Origin of the sequence: Candidatus Bathycorpusculum sp., from assembly GCF_009778815.1 — an archaeon.
GTDB lineage: Archaea > Thermoproteota > Bathyarchaeia > Bathyarchaeales > Bathycorpusculaceae > Bathycorpusculum > Bathycorpusculum hydrogenotrophicum.
The window spans coordinates 16388-29453 of the sequence record NZ_WRFL01000012.1; the positions used below are offsets into that span (position 1 = coordinate 16388).

Consider the following 13066-nt stretch of genomic DNA (forward strand, 5'->3'; position numbering starts at 1 on the left):
TTTTGCTTAATTGGATTTCTGTGATGGTATCTTGTAAATCTTTTACGGTTGGTTTTGCTATTTATTTAGGGTTAATACTTCTGCTTGTAATAGAGTTTGACAAAAAATAAAGGAGGGGAGAGGGAAACAGTTAGGTGCTTGTTTTGTTTGATGTGCCTGATAATCCAGGGGGGAGGTCAGGAAAGTTGGCACTTACTCTTTGCTCTGCGACGGTTGCTGCTTCTGAGAGGATTTTTGCTGCATCTTCGTTGACGTTGTCAAAGTTTAGTGACATGCCGCTTGTTGTGCCTGCCTCAAACATAAGTCCGCTTAGCATGTTGCCGATGTCGTTTAATTCGCCTTCTGCTTCGGGGAGTACACCGCCCAATCCGTTGCGGACACTACGTAATACTCCGATGCAAGGACCTAGCATAGAGCAAACATCACCTAGTTCACTGACGGTTTTAATTCTCAATGAGATTTGATCCAAGGCGAGGCGTGCATTCATGATAATTCGGCTCATCTTGCGGATTTCTGCGAGTTCAGTGGCGTAGATGTTTGCATGTGCTTGGTCATGTTCTGTGTAGGCGGCAACGAGTTTTGTGAACAATGCTTTGTCTTTTTGGGTGAAACGTTCGTTGGCTTGGTCGAGTTTGTTGATCTGGAGGTCAAGTTGTCTGGCGGCAAAGTCTAAGCGGGGTTTTAGAGGTTGAGCTGGTTGAACTACTTCCTTTAATGAATTTACCAAATTGTTTCCTTCTGGCTTTGCTTCCCATTTTTTAGCGAAACGTTCAGACATGTAAATATCCTCTTTAATGCGATACGCCAAATGGGTTTTTATTTCTTACTAACATGTAGATATATATGTGCGTACGCTACACACCGCATCTTGAGTTTTGATTGAAAATTCAACATTAATTTGCCAATATACTGACCACTATTTCATAACTACGCCAGTTTACGCATATGTTATTTTATAAACCCACTCTGTGGAATCACCTAGGTTCACCAATATATGAGTCGTTGGTGCTGTGATCTAGTAACTATCTGCTGGTTAGGTGTTGAGGGTAAATTTAATTGGTAAGCGGGAGTAGCGTGCACCCAGGTGAGGAAGAGAGAGGGGGTAAAGGGAATCTATGGATGCACGCCACACATCTTGTGGTGCTTCATTTGCTGTAGAAGGGTATTGTCTTCTTGTTTTTTAGCAACAAACTTGAAATCGTGTTGTTCTTTTAGTTTGCTTGTTCTAAGTATGGTCAAACCCTGTTCTTCCTTCAGACTTGAAGCAAATACATATTTGATTCAAAAAGTGTTTAAAGTTATGTGATTGTCAACGCACTACTACAAATAAATAATGTTTATTGGCGTAGTATATAGTTTAAGATTTGTGGATCTTTTAGATTTTTTACCAGTAAATCGGGTTTTTCTAATTCTAGTTCTTTTTTGGTGTTGGTGCCTGTTATCACTGCGATGCAGTGCATGCCACCTGTTTTGGCGGCTTTAACGCCAAAGCGGGAATCCTCAAAGACTGTGCATAGTGCCGGTGGTGTATTTAATTTCGTAGCTGTTTTTAAAAAAATTTCGGGGTTGGGCTTAGAACAGTTAACGTTGTTTGCGGTTAATACAACTTGAAAATATTTTTCAAGGTGATTTATTTTGAGCAAATGACTTATCACCGAGTTGTTGCTCATAGTTGCTAGTGCAACCTTGATTTTGCCTCTTAGTGCTTCTAATAGGGGTTGTGCCCCATCAAAGAGTTGAATATTGTCTGCTAATTCAATTTGAACTTCATTTTTCCGCTCAACCAAACGGGTGATTAGTGCTTCATCGACTATGCGTTTTTTTGAGTGCAGGATTTCGCGGAAAGTGTCTGCGGCGCCTATACCAATACGTTGCTCAATATAGTCGTTTGGAATCTCTATGTTATTCTCTGAGAGCGCCTTTTGAAAAGAGGTTACAATAGCGTGGCGGGTATCTGCTAGGGTGCCGTCCCAGTCAAAAATGGCGGCTTCAAACATCATGGCTGTTCGCTATTGGAGGTTGAGCTTTTCGCGTATGGTTTGGCTTTTTTTGGTTGCTTCTTCGATGGCGCGCATCAAAGCGGGGCGGATTTGGCTCTGCTCGATTTGATAGATGGCCTCTATGGTTGTTCCGCCCGGGGTGGTAGTCATGTCTTTTATGTGGGCGGGTTCTTCATGTAGATCAACTACCAGTTTGCCTGTGCCCAAGACGGTTTGTGCTGCGCAGTTGAGTGCAATGTTTCTTGGTAACCCTACTTTTAGGCCTGCGTATGTGAGTGCTTCAATGATTATGCTCAAGTAGCCTGGTCCGCTGCCGCTGACCGCTGTGATGGCATCCATGTATTTCTCATCAACCTCATCACAGGTGCCCATCATATTGAGTAGTTTTTTGACTGTTTCTCTATCTTTGGTCGTCAAGTTTTCTGTACAGCAATAGGCGGTGTAGGAGGCTTGGACCATAGCGCAGAGATTGGGCATGATGCGCACGATTTTGCTCTCTGGTGCATATTTTCTTAAATAGTTTAGAGAAACTGTTGCTGCGACCGATATGACCAGTTTGTTCTTGATTTCTTCTTTAATCTCGCTTAGAACTTTGGCGACGTCTCCGGGTTTGACGATGATAAATATGCTATCCGCATCTTTGGCGGCTTTGGCGTTATCTGTGTTAGTTTTGACACCCAGAGCTTCGAATTCTTTTAGTTTTTCAGCTTGAATATCAACAGCTGTTAAGCTCGAGGGGGTAAGATTGCCTTTGAGCAGGCTTTTGATTATGGCGCCGCCCATCATTCCTGAGCCGATAACTGTGATTTTTTCAGACATAATCTTCACTTACCTTAGATGAGTCTGCTTTACTGTTTAAACTTTATTGCCCAAACCCATTAGGGTTGGGTGGTTGCTGTTAGTTCTTTTAGTATTTTGTGCATGATCATTGCGGATGCGTTTGTTTTTATTCCTCGGGGGTTGAAGTGTGTTGGTACTGCTTGGTAGCCTGCTTTGTGGAGTGCGTCTATGAATGTTTGGTTGGCTGGTGCGGGTAGGTTTAGTTTGCCACTTAGTTTATCGATAACATAGTATGTTGGGGGCATGGGGGATTCTGCGCTGATCAGGGCTAGACGTTTGGTGATTTTTGTATTGTTTTTTGTAAATATTGTTTTTTGATTTTGGATAATTAGTTGTTCTATAAATTCTGTGTTAGTGATGGGGCCTGTCCAGAGGGGTCCAGTGTAATCCATTTTTGCGCCGCATTCGGGGCATGTGGAGCAATCAAATGGTTGATGGGTGATTTCTCGGTGCATGCAGTTGAAGCAGTGTAGGATGTAGCCCATGGTTTTGATGCTGTCGTCTGCTTTTTTTGCTCCATAGCTGATTTGGGCATAGGCTCGGATGTAGTGGTCGGTGCTGTGGCTAAATAGAATTTGGATTCCGATGTCTTTTTTGGCTGCAATTGTTGCCATACTGCCGCAGAGGAGTCTGATTGCTATTTCATGGCAGTATTCTGAGCGAAGCGGTTTGCCGCCGTATTTGCGCAGGCAGGCTTTTGCGTGTACGCCGCACAGCGGCGCTAGATCGGTGGCGGTTGTTGCTAGAAGGCCCCTGTTTTTTAGGGCGCGGAATGCGGAGTCTAGGTAGGGTATGGGTGTGCCAAATGGGTCGATGTCTATGATGTCAAAGCGTTTTTTTGGGGATGCATGGTTGGCTAGGGTGCGGTTGGCGTCACTGTGCTTTAGGATTATTTTGTCTTCGAGGTTGTTTAGTTTGATGTTGTGTTGGGCTAGGTGGCATGCTCGGGTGCTTATGTCACTTAATAGTACCTTGTTGACTGCGTCAACTTCTGCGGCGTAGCGGATTCCTCTTATTCCTTGGCTGGTTAGCGGTTCGCAGATGTTTATTTCATGGTCAATTATGCGTTGGTAGGTTTGGAATGTTAAAACTGAGAGGTCACGGTTAAACTCCATTACGGGGTTGTAGAATACTGGTGCTTTGGAGGGGGCATAGTTGCTTGGGGTTACGCCGTATGCTTTGAGGTCGGGAACTAAAATTTGTACTTTGCCCTCATTTATGATTTCGCTGGGAAAATCGGTGATGGTCTCAGTTTGTTGGGTCATGATTGTGCCTCGTTGGTAGTATGATTGAGGGGTGTACTTAAAAAATTCGCGGTAGTTTGATGTGAGAAGGATTGGAGTGTCTGAAAAAGGTGGAGTTGGGAGTTGTCAGCGTTGTGCTGTTTTCCTCCCTGATTCCTATTTTCCGTTTTCCCCTTTCGACATGTTGAACTCGTCGATTGTTTCGATTTTGCCCTTCATGTATGTAAACAATAATTGTGTAATTACTCTTAAGCCTTGCGTTTATGTGATAAATGAGAAGTGGGTGAGACCATTCCTACTCGACCGCCAGAAAAGATGTATTGTATGAGTGTGTATGAATGAATGTTGTTTGACCCAGCGGCTTTCACAGGCACTCCTCACCCACCCCATCCTACAACTGGAAAATTTAAAAACATTATTCCCACCAAGGAACAATCTAACAAAGACCCTATATCACAAAACGACACAACTCACCACACAACAAACCCCACTACCCAACAAACAACACACAAACACCCCAAAACCCCAAAAAATCCCAGCGACTTCACCACAATCCTCTAGACCCTGTTTAAATAGAGCCTATTTGCGTTTCCTAAATAATTTTACATCCTCAAAAGAACAAATGTACTCAAGCCTGTTTCAACTAGTTTCTGGGCTTCTTGACTGGTTTTGGTGGTTGTTGAGTGGTAGTTGTCGTCTTTGTCAAAGTTTATTTGTTGGGTATAGAGCAGGGTGTTTTGGATGTTTTTGTGGTCGGGTAGTTTCATGGTGTGTAGTATGTTTTTAGTTTTGTGGTATTCTTTGGTGGTTTTTTAGTGTTATAGGGTGTGGAAGTGTGTTTTGTGTATGTGGTCGTTTTTTAGTTTGTGTGTGATTTTTGTTTTTTGTTGGTATCTACGGTTTTTGTGGAGTGTTTTTGTGAGTGTGTGAAGGGTTTGGGGTTATTGTGTGGTAGGTTGTTTAGACTGGTGATTGGTTGTTTTGATGGTTTGATTTGTGTGGTTCGCTGTCTTTTTATGGGGGAATGTTTACGAATTGTTTTTATGAACCTATGTCTGTTCATTGTAGTATGAAGACTTCGCCGCTTCGGACTCCTGTTTCTTTAAGAAACTGAAGGAACGTTGCTGTTGTTTTGTTGCATCCCTGCGATTAGGCTGTTGAGTTCGTCTTCGGTAGGATGAACGGTATTGCAAAAACAGCAGTTTGCACTGGCATTTGTTATCTGTATATGTCATCAGGTAGGCGGTTGTGGGGGTCGTATCCAGTTTACCCTTAGCAATCCAAGTGCAGTGACCGTGCCTAAGGAAACGCGGATCTGCGCTGGAAATTTGGGATGTTGTTTTGTTATCCTAACTCTGTATGTTCTTGTTTTGGAACACTCTGTTCCAAGGGGAGAGTAATATTTTTCGGCTCCCTATGTCTATACATAGTGGGAATTCAGCATTGCAAAACAAAACCCAGCAAAGAACAAGAGCCACTCTTTTGGTCGCAACTTTAGTGGTGCTCCTTGCCCTATTCCCCTTGCCCCTGAGTAGCTCAACTTCGACTACACAACCACCCCTATCCGCACCAGTCGAGTTGTACACCAATCTGCCTGGTGTTGTAGGCTACAGCGTATATCAACTAGACGATGGCAGTCTAGTGCTAAACAGCATCAACCAATCATGTACTTTTCTCACAAAACTTGATACATCCCACAATTTGCTCTGGACCCGAACAATCCAAATCGAGGACGCAGACACCGTTCTGCCACGTCTGGTGGTTTGTCGTGACGGCGGCTTTGTCTTAGCCGGCCTCATCAATAACCGATATGTCCTAATGAAAACAAACTCAGATGGGATCACACAGTGGACTCAAAGCTACACTTCAGAGGCGCCAGTGAACTATTTGATGGCCGTTATCGAGGTCAAAGAGGGGGGTTTTGCACTAGCCGCTTTTGGCGTACCCGTCGAGGACGGTCTAGGCTGGATTTGGTTCGCTCGAATTGATGCCTCGGGTAATCTGATGTGGAGTAAAAACATCATGGGACCACTCAACACTTGTCCCTCAACCATAATAGAAACAGACCACGGTTTCACACTTTCAGCTGTAAGCTACTCGTTTGTTCCTGACCAAGCTCTCTACATGTTGCTAAAGCTAGATAAGGATGGCCAACCACTTGGAAACACCACCTACGGCGGCACAGGTTTCTATTACCAAACAGAATGCAACGGAGCCATAGCCACAAGTGACGGCGGATACCTCATGATTGGATACCTCTGGCGCAAACCCGCATGGGTTGTTAAAGTTGATGCAGACGGTGCTATGGAGTGGAACCAAACATATGGCGAAAACGGGCACGCCATCGTTGGTGCCCTCCCAACAGAGAACGGTTACCTCATGCTGGAATTCCAAAAACCCAATGCCACAGGGCTAATCATAGCTGATAAACTTGGTGTCGTTATCTGGAACACCACCTTCCCAAATGTTACCTTGCCCGTGGGATTAGAAGCCAACTTTAACTCCCTCATACCTGCCAAAGAAGGCGGCTACTTCCTTATCGCTTCATACAACAACTCAACTTGGCTTGCCAAACTCAACTACCCCCAAGATCCTTTTCCTCTCCAATTGCTCATAGTTATCATTACGGTAGGTGCAGTTGCCGCTGTCGTCGTGTTCTTTGTGATTTGGCAAAGGAAAAGCAATGGCGGAGTGAAAGTGTTATTTGTTAATCTTCAATAGATACCCAAAAATCCAGACATCATATGGAAAATCAATAGGGTAATATTTTGTTGCTGACCTGACAACTGATAATAACAAAAGCAGAAAGCTGGAAACCAAAAAAATAATAAAAGAAAAGTTGAGCAAGCTCAACTGGAATTTGCGGTTTGCTGGCTGTATTATAGGTCGTAGTACATCTCAAATTCTACTGGCTGGGGTAGTTGATTATACTTTGCTGCCTCTTTTCGTCTCTTTTTAATCCAAATCTCAATCAACTTTTCTGGAAATACGCCGTCCATTGTCAAGAATTCATGATCGGCTTCCAAAGCATCAAGGGATTCATCAAGAGATCGGGGCAGTTGTTTGATTTTTTGTTGTTCTTCAGGGGACAGATTGTACAGATTAAAATCATAGGGTCCATAACCTTCTTTGTGTGGATCAATTTTTTTCTGCACCCCATCAAGACCTGCCATAAGAATTGCTGAAAACGCATAATATGGGTTACAGGTGCCATCTGGATTGCGAAGCTCAAAGCGTTTTTTATTTGGTCCCTTGGCATATGCTGGGATACGAATTACGCTGCTACGATTTGCGGTTGCATATCCAATGGTTACAGGTGCCTCATAGCCTGGAACAAGCCGTTTATACGAGTTTGTGCTTGGATTGGTAAATGCACAAAGTGCTCGGGCATGTTTCAAAAGTCCGCCCATAAAATGTAGTGCCATATCACTTAACTGTGAATAGCCCTTTTCATCATAAAACAGCGGCTCACCATTTTTAAACAGGTGCATATGTACATGCATGCCATTGCCTGCTTCGGCAAAGATGGGTTTTGGCATAAATGTGGCTGTTTTATGTTCTGCAAAGGCTGCATTTTTTACCAAATATTTGGTCATCATAGTTTTATCGGCCATTTCTAGCATTGAGCCCATTTCAACCTCGATCTCTACTTGTCCTGGACCGCCAACCTCGTGATGATGATACTTTACCAAAATTCCCTGTCTCTCCATCAACATAGAGACCCGAGAGCGAAAACCACTAAGTCTGTCCATCGGTAAGGCCATATGATATCCACCCTTCACAGGCATCTTATAGCCCAAATTCTCTCCATCATTACCGGTGTTCCAGGCTGCCTGCTCAGTATCAACAACATATCCCGAACCATTTGGCTCTACATTATAACTCACATGCTCAAACACATGAAACTCAAATTCGGGTCCAATGCGCATCTCATCCGCAATCCCCAGACTTTTCATGTATTCCTCAGCCCGAACAGCAACGTTTCTTGGATACTGATCAAACCTGTGGTTTTTGGGCAAATCAATAACAAACACATCCCCAATCATAGCCAAAGTGGGAATTTCCGCAAACGCATCCACATAAGCGCTACTCAAATCCGGCACAAAAACCATGTCACTTTTCTCAACAGGGGCATAACCATAATTTGAACCATCAAACCCAACCCCATCCTCTAATATATCATCAGTAAAGCGATCAACGGGGATGGTTAGATGTCTCCAACGCCCCTCTAGGTCAACCATCATAAAGTCGACCATCTGAATTTCATTATCTTTACAGTACCTTCTTGCCTCTTCCATACTAGTAAACATGTTTAATTCTCCAATAACTTACTCTGTTCCACTATGGCATAAAAACTGTTTGGGTTGGTTAGTTGGGGGAATACCCTACTTCACAACCACTTCATAGTTATGGGTACAGTTTGGGGGTGCAGGAAATTCGGGCATAAAATAGTTGGTGCATAGCGTTTTTTGTAGTGCTGTTTGCAAAACGCGCATTTGGGATCGGTGCCGCTTATCTGTAACTGCACTTTGCCGCTTCCTACTGCTCATTGTTTGGTTTGTTGTTGAAAAGCTTTTATCTCCCCATAGACAAGGTTTGGCTGTGTCTGGTAGAGAATTCTTTCAAGACCGTTACAGGCAACTTGGCTGGGAACTCAAAGAGGTTAATCTGCGGCAAGCTATCCGCATAAACAACACCAATGCACGTGGCAAAAACCTTGTTGAGCGTCTCAACAGCTTAGGGGTGGTTCTGCAAAAAATTCCTTTTCTCCAGTCAGGTTACTGGGTTTTGGACTCCAAAGTCTCTGCAGGTGCAACCGCTGAATACTTGCTGGGTCTCTACTCAATACAAGAAGCGGCTGCTCAAATTCCGGTGTCTCTCTTTAGCGATTTGCGTGGTAAAAGAGTGCTTGACTGTGCTGCGGCACCGGGCGGTAAAACTGTACAGTTAGCTGATGCCATGCAAAACTCGGGTGCTATTGTAGCTTTGGATGTGGATAAACGCCGCATAGCGGCAGTGGGAAACCATCTGGAGCGATGTAGCATTACAAACACTGTGGTCTATTTACTTGATGCACGCCAGGTCCCTTCTTTAAATCTGCGCTTTGATCGAATACTTGTGGATGCTCCATGTTCTGGTAACTTTGCCGGAGACCGCGACTGGTTTAAGAATCGCACTCTAAAAGACATTCAGTGCAATGCGGCTCTTCAAAAAGACATACTCACCAAAGCCTCCGAATGCCTAAGTAACCATGGCGAATTAGTCTATTCCACCTGCTCACTTGAACCTGAAGAAAACGAACTGAACATGGATTGGGCAATAAAAAACCTCAATTTGCAAATCCAAGAAACTCATAGTAGTTATGGCCAAAACGGCTTAACAGAGGTCTTTGGCAAAAAACTAGATTCATCAGTCGCAAAATGCCTGCGGATGTGGCCAAATGAAACTCAGGGCTTTTTTGCCGCTAAACTAAAACGGAGCCAACCCCATGACCGCTAAGGCAGTAACCAATTTTGTAGCGACATTTGGCGTAGATATCATCTTAAACCCTGATTTAATCGTAGAGAAAAATGGGCGTTTCTATTTGGTTAATGTTGCTCTTAGGCCTCTTATGGTTCGACCTGATTTCTTTTATGCTGGGCTTTTTTTGGGCAAAACCAAAGAAGGCAAATTTTTCCCCAGTTTTCACTTACTCTCGATTCTAGCAAAAGAGCATGCGCAGCGCATAGTTGTAGACCGGAAGGCGGCTTGGCTTTTTATATGCGGTAGACCTCTTTTTGCAAGTAGTGTGGTGCGTGTGTTTGGTTCAGCTAAGAGAAACACAAATACTTTGGTGTTAAATGAATTTGGGGAATGTTTGGGGTTTGGCCGAATTGTGGGTGATCTGAGCGCAAAGACCTCTCGTGATGAGGTTGCGGTGCGTAATGTCTCAGATGTCGGTGATTTTCTGCGTCGTGAACGCTAAGGTGGTTGTTGCTGTTGTCTTTTTTTTGGTTAGTTTTTAGTCTTTAACAGTGTGGCTTTATACATTATTTCAATAAATTCTCGATATAGTGGACAGTTATCCATATTAGTGGACGCTAAGCTTAAATACGTTTAAAGCGGACACTTATAACCATAACATGTGAAGAACCGAGCCTAACAACCTGCAGGAGATTTAACATGAAACATTTTAAAAACCCCCTCTGGAGAGAACAAGTAACCAAAGTAATCCACCAAATCCAAGAAAACGACATAAAATTTGTCAGGCTCCAATTCACCGATATAAACGGTTTTCTCAAAAACTTGGCCGTTAGCGCCAAAAACATTGAAAGCATCTTTGAAAACGGCCAATCCTTTGACGGCTCCTCCATAACCGGCTACCGCCCAGTCGAAGAATCCGATATGAACCTCTACCCCGACCCCTTCACCTTTGCCATCCTACCATGGCGACCCAAAGAAAAAGCCTCCGCCCGACTCATCTGCGACGTCTACACACCTCAAAACAAACGCTTCGAAGGCGACCCACGCTACATTCTCGAGCGCGCCATCGAAAAAGCAACCAACGCCGGCTACACCTTCATCTGCGCACCCGAACTAGAATTTTTCATCGTAAAAGAAAGCGAAACAGGCGGCCTACCCACCCCCATCGACCTAGCCGGCTACTTCGACGCCCACCCAGGAGACGTCACCGACGATCTGCGCCGAGAAATCGCCGACTACGCCGAAGCATTTGGCATAGACATAGAAATCAGCCACCATGAAGTCGCCCTAGGACAAAACGAAATCGACTTCAAATACGGCGAAGCCCTTGAAACCGCCGACCGCGCCATAACCCTAAAAATGTGCGGCAAAGTCGTAGCAGCCCGCAACGGCTACATCACCACCTACATGCCCAAACCCTTCCAAGGCATCAACGGCAGCGGCATGCACATACACCAAAGCCTATGGAACAAAGACTACACCCAAAACCTCTTCTACGCAGAAGACACAAAAAACGACTGCCTCTCCGAACTCGCACGCAACTACATCGGCGGACAACTAATCCACGGACGCAAAATAGCCGCTGTTCTCAACAGCTGGCCCAACAGCTACAAACGCCTCGTCCCCGGATACGAAGCCCCCGTCTACATAGCATGGGCACACAAAAACCGAAGCCCCCTCATACGCGTCCCCAACTTTGGCGGCAGAAAAACAGCCGCCCGATGCGAAATCCGTTGCCCCGACGGCGCAGGCAACCCTTATCTTCAATTCGCAGTACTCCTAGCCGCCGGCTTAGACGGTATTAAAAACAAAACCGACCCCGGCAACCCCGTTGAATTAAACGTCTACCACATGAGCTACGAAGAACGCAAACAAAGGGGCATCATATCACTGCCAGAGAACCTCAAAGAAGCCCTCGACGAACTCGAAACCAGCGAACTGATGCGCGAAACACTAGGCGAAGTCGCCTTCGAAAACTTTTTACGCGAAAAACACCGCGAATGGGACCTCTACCGCACCCAAGTCACCGAATGGGAAGTCAACCGCTACATCAAACGCCTCTAACAACCAACCAAACCCCAAACTCATCCCTTTCCTTTATGAAACTAATTACTCCATAGTTGCCTAACTACTATCCTGCCTATCAATAGAAACCGGTTCAATCAATAGAGCCAATTAGCTTTTGATTTTTTCAGCCAACTGTTCAATTGCAACAACGCTTTGCTGACGGTTAGCTAAGTCTTTGAGCATCACTGCACCCTCTTTGAACTCTCGCTCACCCACAATAATTGCATAATCCGCTCCGCGTTTATCTGCATCTTCGAGTGCCTTTGACATTTTTCTGCCCATAACCTCAAACTCTACTGCTACCCCCGCCAAGCGAAGCTGCTGAGCAATTTTTAAAGCCTGAACCTTTAGAGCCTCAGTAATAGCAATTACAGCAACCCTCTTGACTGATTTGTCAATTCGGACTGCATTTTGAGTCTGCAATGCAATAGCAACCCGATCAATCCCATGCGCACAACCCACCGCAGGTGTGGCCTCCCCGCCAAAAACTTCAATCAGCCGATCATAGCGTCCACCACCACCCAACGCAATATCTAACTGTGGAACATAGATTTCAAAAATCATACCCGTATAGTACTCCAATCCCCTAGCAAATGCCGGATCTACCCTAATTGTGGTATTTGTACTCTCCGTTACAAGCCCCAAAATCTCTGCTAGATTCTCAACTGCCAACTTAGCAGCCGGATACTCAGAAACGTAGGCCAGCATCTGATCAACGGTCTCACGCCAATTGTCGCCTTTAATGGCAATTAACCCCTCAAGCATACTCCGGCTTTTCTCAGAATCCACCAACTTTAAAGCAGCATCATAGTCTTTTTTATCCATCTTTTGCAAAATTGCATTCTGAGCCTTCTCATCCACCTCATCTTGGCATAAAATACCGCGAATGACCCCAATATGGCCAACTTTGAACGCATAACCCTCAAGCCCAAGCGAGGCCATCAAACCATTAGTAAGCAACACAATTTCAGCATCTGCCTCAGGCCTAGCCGAACCCATCAACTCAAAATTTGACTGCCAAAACTCACGATAACGTCCCTTCTGCGGCTCATCATAACGATACACCGTACCTGAGGAGAACAACCGAAGCGGCTTAGGCTCATTTCTAAGCGCAGTAGTTACCAAGCGCGCAATAGAAGCCGTAAATTCAGGCCGCAGAGCCACCTGACGCTCACCCAAATCCTTAAAGATAAACATACGTTGCCGAATCTCCTCCCCCGACTTGGCTGAAAGCAACTCAAGAGGCTCCACATGAGGCACTATAACCTCACAAAAACCATAATACTCAGCTATTTGACGCGCTCTACCTATGATAGCTGTGAAGGCTTGAGCCTCATCACCGATAAGATCACGCATTCCCCGAACAGGCTGGAAAGACGCAGGCATACATATCCTCCCTCATACAGAAGCAAGTTATTCATTTAAAGCCTCCCCACACACGGCTTTGGGCTA

General features: G+C 44.9%; 12 protein-coding genes. 5 read left to right on the forward strand and 7 right to left on the reverse strand.

Annotation, left to right across the window (positions count from 1 at the left end; genetic code table 11):
* Positions 1-130: 130 nt before the first annotated feature.
* The 4 genes from FWF39_RS03980 to FWF39_RS03995 form a co-directional block, all read right to left on the reverse strand.
* On the reverse strand, positions 131-778 hold the full coding sequence (locus FWF39_RS03980) for a Snf7 family protein (RefSeq protein WP_343382143.1): 648 nt from the start codon (positions 776-778) through the stop codon (positions 131-133).
* A 559-nt stretch (positions 779-1337) separates the two neighbouring features.
* The gene (locus tag FWF39_RS03985) at positions 1338-2000 is read right to left on the reverse strand and encodes an HAD family phosphatase (RefSeq protein WP_343382144.1); all 663 of its coding nucleotides are present in this window, start codon (positions 1998-2000) and stop codon (positions 1338-1340) included.
* Positions 2001-2009: 9 nt separating this feature from the next.
* Entirely contained in the window at positions 2010-2819 is an 810-nt protein-coding gene (gene proC, locus FWF39_RS03990; RefSeq protein WP_343382145.1) for a pyrroline-5-carboxylate reductase, read from the reverse strand.
* A gap of 59 nt (positions 2820-2878) precedes the next feature.
* Positions 2879-4105: a tRNA (guanine(10)-N(2))-dimethyltransferase gene (locus FWF39_RS03995; RefSeq protein ID WP_343382146.1), complete on the reverse strand. Its 1227-nt coding sequence runs from the start codon at positions 4103-4105 to the stop codon at positions 2879-2881.
* A 321-nt stretch (positions 4106-4426) separates the two neighbouring features.
* Here FWF39_RS03995 and FWF39_RS04000 point away from each other — a divergent pair, with 321 nt between their 5' ends.
* Positions 4427-4645, forward strand: a complete 219-nt coding sequence (locus tag FWF39_RS04000; protein ID WP_343382147.1) for a hypothetical protein — start codon at positions 4427-4429, stop codon at positions 4643-4645.
* Positions 4646-4686: 41 nt separating this feature from the next.
* Here FWF39_RS04000 and FWF39_RS04005 read toward each other — a convergent pair whose 3' ends face one another.
* The gene (locus tag FWF39_RS04005) at positions 4687-4851 is read right to left on the reverse strand and encodes a hypothetical protein (protein ID WP_343382148.1); all 165 of its coding nucleotides are present in this window, start codon (positions 4849-4851) and stop codon (positions 4687-4689) included.
* 715 nt (positions 4852-5566) lie between these two features.
* Between FWF39_RS04005 and FWF39_RS04010 the strand changes: the two genes are divergently transcribed.
* On the forward strand, positions 5567-6805 hold the full coding sequence (locus FWF39_RS04010) for a hypothetical protein (protein ID WP_343382149.1): 1239 nt from the start codon (positions 5567-5569) through the stop codon (positions 6803-6805).
* Positions 6806-6963: 158 nt separating this feature from the next.
* Here FWF39_RS04010 and glnA (FWF39_RS04015) read toward each other — a convergent pair whose 3' ends face one another.
* The gene (gene glnA / locus FWF39_RS04015) at positions 6964-8394 is read right to left on the reverse strand and encodes a type I glutamate--ammonia ligase (RefSeq protein ID WP_343382150.1); all 1431 of its coding nucleotides are present in this window, start codon (positions 8392-8394) and stop codon (positions 6964-6966) included.
* Between the two features lie 292 nt (positions 8395-8686).
* Between glnA (FWF39_RS04015) and FWF39_RS04020 the strand changes: the two genes are divergently transcribed.
* The 3 genes from FWF39_RS04020 (at position 8687) to glnA (FWF39_RS04030) (ending at position 11611) form a co-directional block, all read left to right on the forward strand.
* Positions 8687-9583 (forward strand): NOL1/NOP2/sun family putative RNA methylase, encoded by an 897-nt coding sequence (locus FWF39_RS04020; protein ID WP_343382151.1) that lies wholly within the window; start codon positions 8687-8689, stop codon positions 9581-9583.
* Positions 9573-10049, forward strand: coding sequence for a hypothetical protein (locus FWF39_RS04025; protein ID WP_343382152.1), 477 nt, complete (start codon positions 9573-9575; stop codon positions 10047-10049). Before FWF39_RS04020 ends, FWF39_RS04025 begins: the two co-directional genes overlap by 11 nt.
* 197 nt (positions 10050-10246) lie before the next feature.
* Positions 10247-11611, forward strand: a complete 1365-nt coding sequence (glnA, locus tag FWF39_RS04030) for a type I glutamate--ammonia ligase (RefSeq protein WP_343382153.1) — start codon at positions 10247-10249, stop codon at positions 11609-11611.
* Between the two features lie 111 nt (positions 11612-11722).
* Here glnA (FWF39_RS04030) and hisS read toward each other — a convergent pair whose 3' ends face one another.
* Positions 11723-13000, reverse strand: coding sequence for a histidine--tRNA ligase (gene hisS, locus FWF39_RS04035; RefSeq protein WP_343382154.1), 1278 nt, complete (start codon positions 12998-13000; stop codon positions 11723-11725).
* Between the last annotated feature and the right edge of the window lie 66 nt (positions 13001-13066).

What these genes read in the sequence shown, in the direction of transcription:
- FWF39_RS03980 (WP_343382143.1), bottom strand. Translation starts at nt 778, where the DNA reads ATGTCTGAACGTTTCGCTAAAAAATGGGAAGCAAAGCCAGAAGGAAAC.
- FWF39_RS03985 (WP_343382144.1), bottom strand. Translation starts at nt 2,000, where the DNA reads ATGATGTTTGAAGCCGCCATTTTTGACTGGGACGGCACCCTAGCAGAT.
- proC (WP_343382145.1), bottom strand. Translation starts at nt 2,819, where the DNA reads ATGTCTGAAAAAATCACAGTTATCGGCTCAGGAATGATGGGCGGCGCC.
- FWF39_RS03995 (WP_343382146.1), bottom strand. Translation starts at nt 4,105, where the DNA reads ATGACCCAACAAACTGAGACCATCACCGATTTTCCCAGCGAAATCATA.
- FWF39_RS04000 (WP_343382147.1), top strand. Translation starts at nt 4,427, where the DNA reads ATGTTGTTTGACCCAGCGGCTTTCACAGGCACTCCTCACCCACCCCAT.
- FWF39_RS04005 (WP_343382148.1), bottom strand. Translation starts at nt 4,851, where the DNA reads ATGAAACTACCCGACCACAAAAACATCCAAAACACCCTGCTCTATACC.
- glnA (WP_343382150.1), bottom strand. Translation starts at nt 8,394, where the DNA reads ATGTTTACTAGTATGGAAGAGGCAAGAAGGTACTGTAAAGATAATGAA.
- FWF39_RS04025 (WP_343382152.1), top strand. Translation starts at nt 9,573, where the DNA reads ATGACCGCTAAGGCAGTAACCAATTTTGTAGCGACATTTGGCGTAGAT.
- glnA (WP_343382153.1), top strand. Translation starts at nt 10,247, where the DNA reads ATGAAACATTTTAAAAACCCCCTCTGGAGAGAACAAGTAACCAAAGTA.
- hisS (WP_343382154.1), bottom strand. Translation starts at nt 13,000, where the DNA reads ATGCCTGCGTCTTTCCAGCCTGTTCGGGGAATGCGTGATCTTATCGGT.